The sequence below is a fragment of the Novosphingobium sp. B-7 genome (genome assembly GCF_000410615.1).
GTDB classification, from domain to species: Bacteria; Pseudomonadota; Alphaproteobacteria; order Sphingomonadales; family Sphingomonadaceae; genus Novosphingobium; species Novosphingobium capsulatum.
The window spans coordinates 1,077-6,751 of record NZ_KE148315.1 but is presented as its reverse complement, the minus strand read 5'-3'; the positions used below and the strand labels follow the sequence as shown (position 1 = coordinate 6,751).

At 63.7% G+C, this 5,675-nt stretch carries 5 protein-coding genes; 3 read left to right on the top strand and 2 right to left on the bottom strand.

The window, feature by feature from the left end:
* A partial coding sequence (locus H926_RS0109945; RefSeq protein WP_022676164.1) for an RcnB family protein occupies nt 1-706 on the top strand: 706 nt, incomplete at its 5' end.
* Nucleotides 707-785: 79 nt separating this feature from the next.
* On the opposite strand, the gene H926_RS0109940 is transcribed toward H926_RS0109945, so the two are convergent.
* Nucleotides 786-1,145 carry a winged helix DNA-binding protein gene (locus H926_RS0109940; protein ID WP_022676163.1) on the bottom strand — a complete coding sequence of 120 codons (360 nt, stop codon included), beginning with the start codon at nt 1,143-1,145 and terminating at the stop codon, nt 786-788.
* 315 nt (nt 1,146-1,460) lie between these two features.
* Here H926_RS0109940 and H926_RS0109935 point away from each other — a divergent pair, with 315 nt between their 5' ends.
* Both H926_RS0109935 and H926_RS0109930 read left to right on the top strand, forming a co-directional pair.
* Nucleotides 1,461-2,126 carry a 2OG-Fe(II) oxygenase gene (locus tag H926_RS0109935; protein ID WP_022676162.1) on the top strand — a complete coding sequence of 222 codons (666 nt, stop codon included), beginning with the start codon at nt 1,461-1,463 and terminating at the stop codon, nt 2,124-2,126.
* A 17-nt stretch (nt 2,127-2,143) separates the two neighbouring features.
* Nucleotides 2,144-3,979, top strand: a complete 1,836-nt coding sequence (locus H926_RS0109930) for a DUF885 family protein (protein ID WP_022676161.1) — start codon at nt 2,144-2,146, stop codon at nt 3,977-3,979.
* 1,015 nt (nt 3,980-4,994) lie between these two features.
* On the opposite strand, the gene H926_RS0109925 is transcribed toward H926_RS0109930, so the two are convergent.
* On the bottom strand, nt 4,995-5,540 hold the full coding sequence (locus H926_RS0109925) for a histidine phosphatase family protein (protein ID WP_022676160.1): 546 nt from the start codon (nt 5,538-5,540) through the stop codon (nt 4,995-4,997).
* Nucleotides 5,541-5,675 lie beyond the last annotated feature (135 nt).

The window sequence follows — 5,675 nt, the reverse complement described above, 5'->3', positions numbered from 1 at the left end:
CGGCCCGCAGGGCGGCTTTGGCGGCGGTTTCCAGGGCCAGCCCGGTGGCTGGCGCGGCGGACATGCCGTGCCGCAACCCGGTCAACCGCCCCAGCCAGGCTGGCAGGGCAACGCCCCTGGCGGGGATCGTGGCCCCGGCCGTCCCGGTTGGAACAATGACGGTGGCCAGGGTCGCCCGGGTTGGAACAACAACGGCGGACAGGGTCGCCCCGGCTGGAACAACAACGGCGGCCAAGGCCGTCCAGGTTGGAACAACAACGGTGGCCCCGGCCGCCCTGGTTGGAACAACGATCGTGGTCCCGGCCGCCCCGGCTGGAACAACAACGGCAACTATGGCCGTCCCGGCTGGAACAACGATCGCGGCCCCGGCCGTCCTGGTTGGGGTGACAACCGTGGCCCCTGGCGCAACGATTGGCGCCAGGATCGCCGCTATGACTGGCAGGGGGGGCGCAGCGACCATCGCGATCTGTTCCGCGGGCCGCGCTATTTCGCCCCGATGCCCAACTATCGCTACAGCCGCCTGAACATCGGCATCTATCTGGGCGCACCATTCTTTGCCCAGCAATACTGGATCGCCGATCCGTGGGCCTATCGCCTGCCGCCAGCCTATCCGCCCTATCGCTGGGTGCGCTATTATGACGATGTCGTGCTGATCGACACCTACACCGGCCAGGTGGTGGACGTGATCTACGACTTCTTCTGGTAAGAACGATGACACGGGAAGGCTGGCCTTGCGCCGGCCTTCTTGTATGCGGTGAACGTCCGCGCGGCGGGGAACGCCCCGTTCAGAGCGTGCCGATCGCGCCCAGAATGTTGCGCATCATCGCCAGCCCGTCATCGGTCAGGCGCACATAGCGCCGGCGCAGATCGCCCGTGTCGGCCTGGCGGTAGAGCAGCCCTTCGCGTTCGAGCCGCGCGATCCAGCGCAAAATCGTGGTGGAAGGCACGCCGGCTTCCAGGCACACGCTCGACACCTGCAATTCGGTGCCGCGCTTGTGGGCGATATAGAGATCCAGCAGGATGTCCCACGCCGGTTCGCCAAACAGGCCTTTCACCGGTGTCACCCCGTCGCGACGCCGGCGCAATGCATACAAGGCCTTGGCAATGCGGAAGGATTCCGCTTCGGCATCGACTAGGGCATCCAACGGAACGCGACCTCCCACAACTGGAGCAGTTTTGCTGCCTAAGGGAACTGCAGGCGCGAATGGCTTGGTCGTCACAGTGGTTCCCGTTACTTTCGCGAGGCCTTCGGTCGGACACAATGCCCAAACCGCTGGACAGCTTCAGGTTAACCGCACCTTGCAATAGCCCCATATCGACAATATTTCGCGAGAATTATCAACGATTTCGGTCCACATCGGACCAAAACCTACCAGAATTTACATTTGCGCCCGCTTTCCCAAGGGTTCCTGCCGAGCCGGCTTGCAGCCAGCGACACGTTCTTGCATGACGTCCCTATCATGGTTTTGTTCCGTTCCGAGCCCCATCCCGACAGTGCCGATCTCAAGCGTATCGGTAACCAGGTGCGCACGCGCCTCGATGCCGATCCGGCCGCCTATCGCATCCCGGTCGAGGATTTCGAGATCTATGCCGTGGGCGAATTCTTCACCCGGCCCGAGTGCGAGCGGCTGATCGGCGTGGTCGATGCCGTGGCCCGCCCATCAGACACCTACAGCACCGATGGCGGCCGCACGAGCTATAGCGGCGATGTCAATCCCCATGATCCGTTCATCCGCATGCTGCAGCGGCGGATCGACGACCTGATGGGGCTGGACCCTGCCTTTGGCGAAACCATCCAGGGCCAGCGCTATCAACCCGGCCAGGAATTCAAGGCGCATTTCGATCATTTCCGCCCGTCAGACCCGATGTGGGCCGAAGAAATGCGCAACGGCGGCCAGCGCAGCTGGACGGCTATGGCCTATCTCAACACCGTGGAAGAAGGCGGCTCGACCGACTTTCCCAAGGTCAACCTGTCGGTTCCGCCCCAGCCCGGCGCGCTGCTGATCTGGAACAACATGAACCGCGACGGGCGGCCCAATCCCAAGAGCATGCATGCCGGGCGGCCGGTGATCCGCGGCGTCAAATACGTGCTAACCAAGTGGTATCGGTCCCGCCCGTGGAATTGAGGCCTGGCACCAGGCTGGTGCGCGCCTTCCTCCTTTCCCTGCTGGCGGCATCGGCCCTGGCCACCCACCCGGCCGGCGCGCAGGCCCTGCCCGCCACCGCCACAACAACCACACCCGATCAACGCCAGCGGAGCGATGCGGCACTGGCCGTGTTCCTGGCGCAGGATGACGCCGCCCGCCGCGCGCTCGATCCGCTCGACACCCTGGAACGGGGCGAGCCACTGACGGCCGAGCAGTTCCGCCTGATCTTCGATCCGGCGCTGACCACGATGCAGCGCGCGCGCAATGCCGCCGCGCGCGATGCCCTGGCGCGGATCAACCCCGACACGCTCGATCCGGCGCAGCGCATTTCGGCCAAGGCCTATGCCGCCGTGCTCGATGACGAGCAGGCCATGCTCAGCCCCCCGGTAGCCGACATGCTGGCGATGATGCCGCTCAATCCTGTCGGCGGATTGCAGGTGGAATATCCCGGCCTCGCCTCAGCCGGCGGGCCGATGGAGCTTGCTACCGGCGCAGACCATGCCGCCAACCTGGCGCGCGATCGTGCCTTGCCGGCGGTGTTCGATGCGGCCATCGCCCGCTATCGCGAAGGGCTGGCGCGCGGCGTGACCAGCCCGCGCCCGGTGGTGGAAACCCTGATCGGGCAGATCGACGCGCTGCTGGCACGCCCCCCCGAGCATTCCCTGTTCATGACCCCGGCGCAGCAAGCGCAAGGCCTGAACGGCAAGTCTGCCATCGTTGCGCGCCGCCGCCTGCTTGCCGAATATCGCGCCGCCACGATCGAGGCGGTCTATCCCGCCTATCGCACCCTGCGCGCGTTCCTTGCCAACGAATATCTGCCCGCCACGCGCGAGAGCGTCGGCCTCGATGCCCTGCCCGGCGGCGCGGCGCTCTATCGCGCGCTGTTGCACCACCACACCACGCTCGATCTCGATCCCGCGCAGGTCCACACCCTGGGCCTCGCCGAAGTGGCGCGCATCCAGGCCGAGATGGACCTGGTCAAGACCCAGCTTGGCTTTACCGGCTCGCTCCATGCGTTCTTCGACGAAATCCGCGTCGATCCGCGCTATCACCCGCGCAAGACCGAGGATCTGGCCGCCGGCTATCGCCGCGTGGCCCAGGTCGTGGCAGCGCAGGCACCGCGCTTCTTCATCACCATGCCGCGCACGCCGCTGCTGATCATGCCACATCCGGCCTATCGCGCACGGTTCGAAGCTGGCGGCAGCTATAGCCCCGGCACCGCCGATGCCAGCCGGCCGGGCGTGTTCTATTTCAATACCTTCGATCTCAAGAGCCGGTTCCTGACCGGGATCGCCACGCTCTATCTGCACGAAGGCGCGCCGGGCCACCATTTCCAGATCAGCCTGGCCCAGGAAAACCCGCGCCTCCCCGATTTCCAGCGCTATGGCGGCAACACCGCCTATGTCGAAGGCTGGGCGCTCTACGCCGAAACCCTGGGCTATGCGATGGGGCTGTATGATGATCCCATGCAGCACTGGGGCACGCTGGATGACGAGATGCTGCGCGCCATGCGGCTGGTGGTCGATACCGGGCTGCACAGCCAGGGCTGGAGCCGCGCCCAGGCGCTGGACTACATGCTCGCCAATTCCGGGATGGGCCGCAGCGATGCGCAGGCCGAAGTCGATCGCTATATCGCCGATCCCGGCCAGGCCGTGGCCTACAAGATCGGCGCCCTGACAATCCAGCGCCTGCGCGGCGAAGCCGAACGCCGCCTCGGCCCACGCTTCGACCTGCGCGCCTTCCATGCCCAAGTGCTGGGCAGCGGCGCGCTGCCGCTGCCGGTGCTGGAAGACAAGATCCACGATTGGATCGAGGAACAGGCGGCGCGGTAGCTGGCCAAGAAGAAACTGGACCCCGGATCGAGTCCGGGGTAACGAAGAATATGAGGTATTTTAAACACTTCAAATCAAATACCTAACGTCACCCCGGACTTGATCCGGGGTCCAGCCTTATTCCTCAATACCACGCCCGAACAAGGCGCGCGTGATTCTCAAAATGATTCCACACGAAGCCACGAAGACGCCCCTTCTCTTCGTGTCTTCGTGTCTTCGTGTCTTCGTGTCTTCGTGTCTTCGTGTCTTCGTGTCTTCGTGTCTTCGTGTCTTCGTGTCTTCGTGTCTTCGTGTCTTCGTGTCTTCGTGTCTTCGTGTCTTCGTGTCTTCGTGTCTTCGTGTCTTCGTGTCTTCGTGTCTTCGTGTCTTCGTGTCTTCGTGTCTTCGTGTCTTCGTGTCTTCGTGTCTTCGTGTCTTCGTGGCTTCGTGTGGAAATTTGAAAAAAGAGCGACGCAGTGTGAGTGGATTTCACCACCATTGCCGGGATTGCCCATATTCATCGTCAAGTGCCGTTGCTTCCACGCAGACGGGAATCCAGCCAAGAGATCAACTCAACAACCAGACGCCTGCCCTTTTTGCACCCTAGTCAATGGATTCCCGCCTGCGCGGGAATGACGAAGGAATAGCAGTGCAAATCGCCGAAAGCTCACACCCCTTATTCATCCCACTCTGGCGAGCGGAAGCGGAAGGAGCATTTCGTGCACATTTCAGGCTGATGCCAGACTTGTTTCGAAAAAAGCGGAGCCAGCATCTGATCTTTGGCGTGCTTAGTGGCTGTTCCATAGCGTCTATAAACGAGCCAGCCACAAGACGGGCATCTTAAGTTGAATATCCAAGCCCCGGGCATGAAAATGACCCCGCCGGCGAGCGCGAGTAAAAAGCAATCGGTGATCCCGGCTAAAATTATGAGGCCCATGCCGCAAAAACACAGCCAGCGGCATGCTGTCTCGTGTTTTTTAGCAAATCGAAGCCGCCGAACGGTTGCAGCGTCCAACATCGACAACGCCCCCAGCCCTCACGCGTGCGGCTGCGGCCCCAGTGTCGGATCGAGATCGCGTGGTCGCGTCAGGTCAACCAGCCGCGCGCAACCCGCGTCCACATCTGCCCAGCGCGCCACGTCCAATTCCAGCACGGCGAAAGTCGCGGTAGGGAACTTGGCCTCCACCACATCGCGCAAGGCGCTGGTGCCGTCGTCGGGCACCAGATCGAAGATCAGGTCTTCCAGGCCCGGATTGTGGCCGATCATCAGCACGCTGCCGGGATCGCCGGGCAATTCGCGCAGCAAGTCCATCAGCGTGGCCGAGCTGGCGAGGTAGATGCGGCGGTCCCATTCCACCGGAAACACGCGGTTCCACGCCTTGCTGGCCCATTCGATGGTCTCGGCCACGCGCACCGCCGGCGAGGCGATCACGCGGTCGAAGCGGCGGCCGCTGTCGCGCACATGCTCGCCCATGGCGAGCGCGCCGCGCTGGCCGCGTTCGTTGAGCGGGCGGTCGAAATCGCGGGCGCGGGCATCGCTCCAGTCAGACTTGGCATGGCGGAACAGGGCGAGCGTCTTCACGGCGAACTTTCGACTTTCGATGCCAACACCGCCTCATCAACACGCCCGGCGATGGATTGTAAAGCCTGCTCCAGGCTGACCCGGCGCACTGGCGTGCCTTCGGGAAAGGCCGAGAGCAGGCGCGACGGGAAAGCC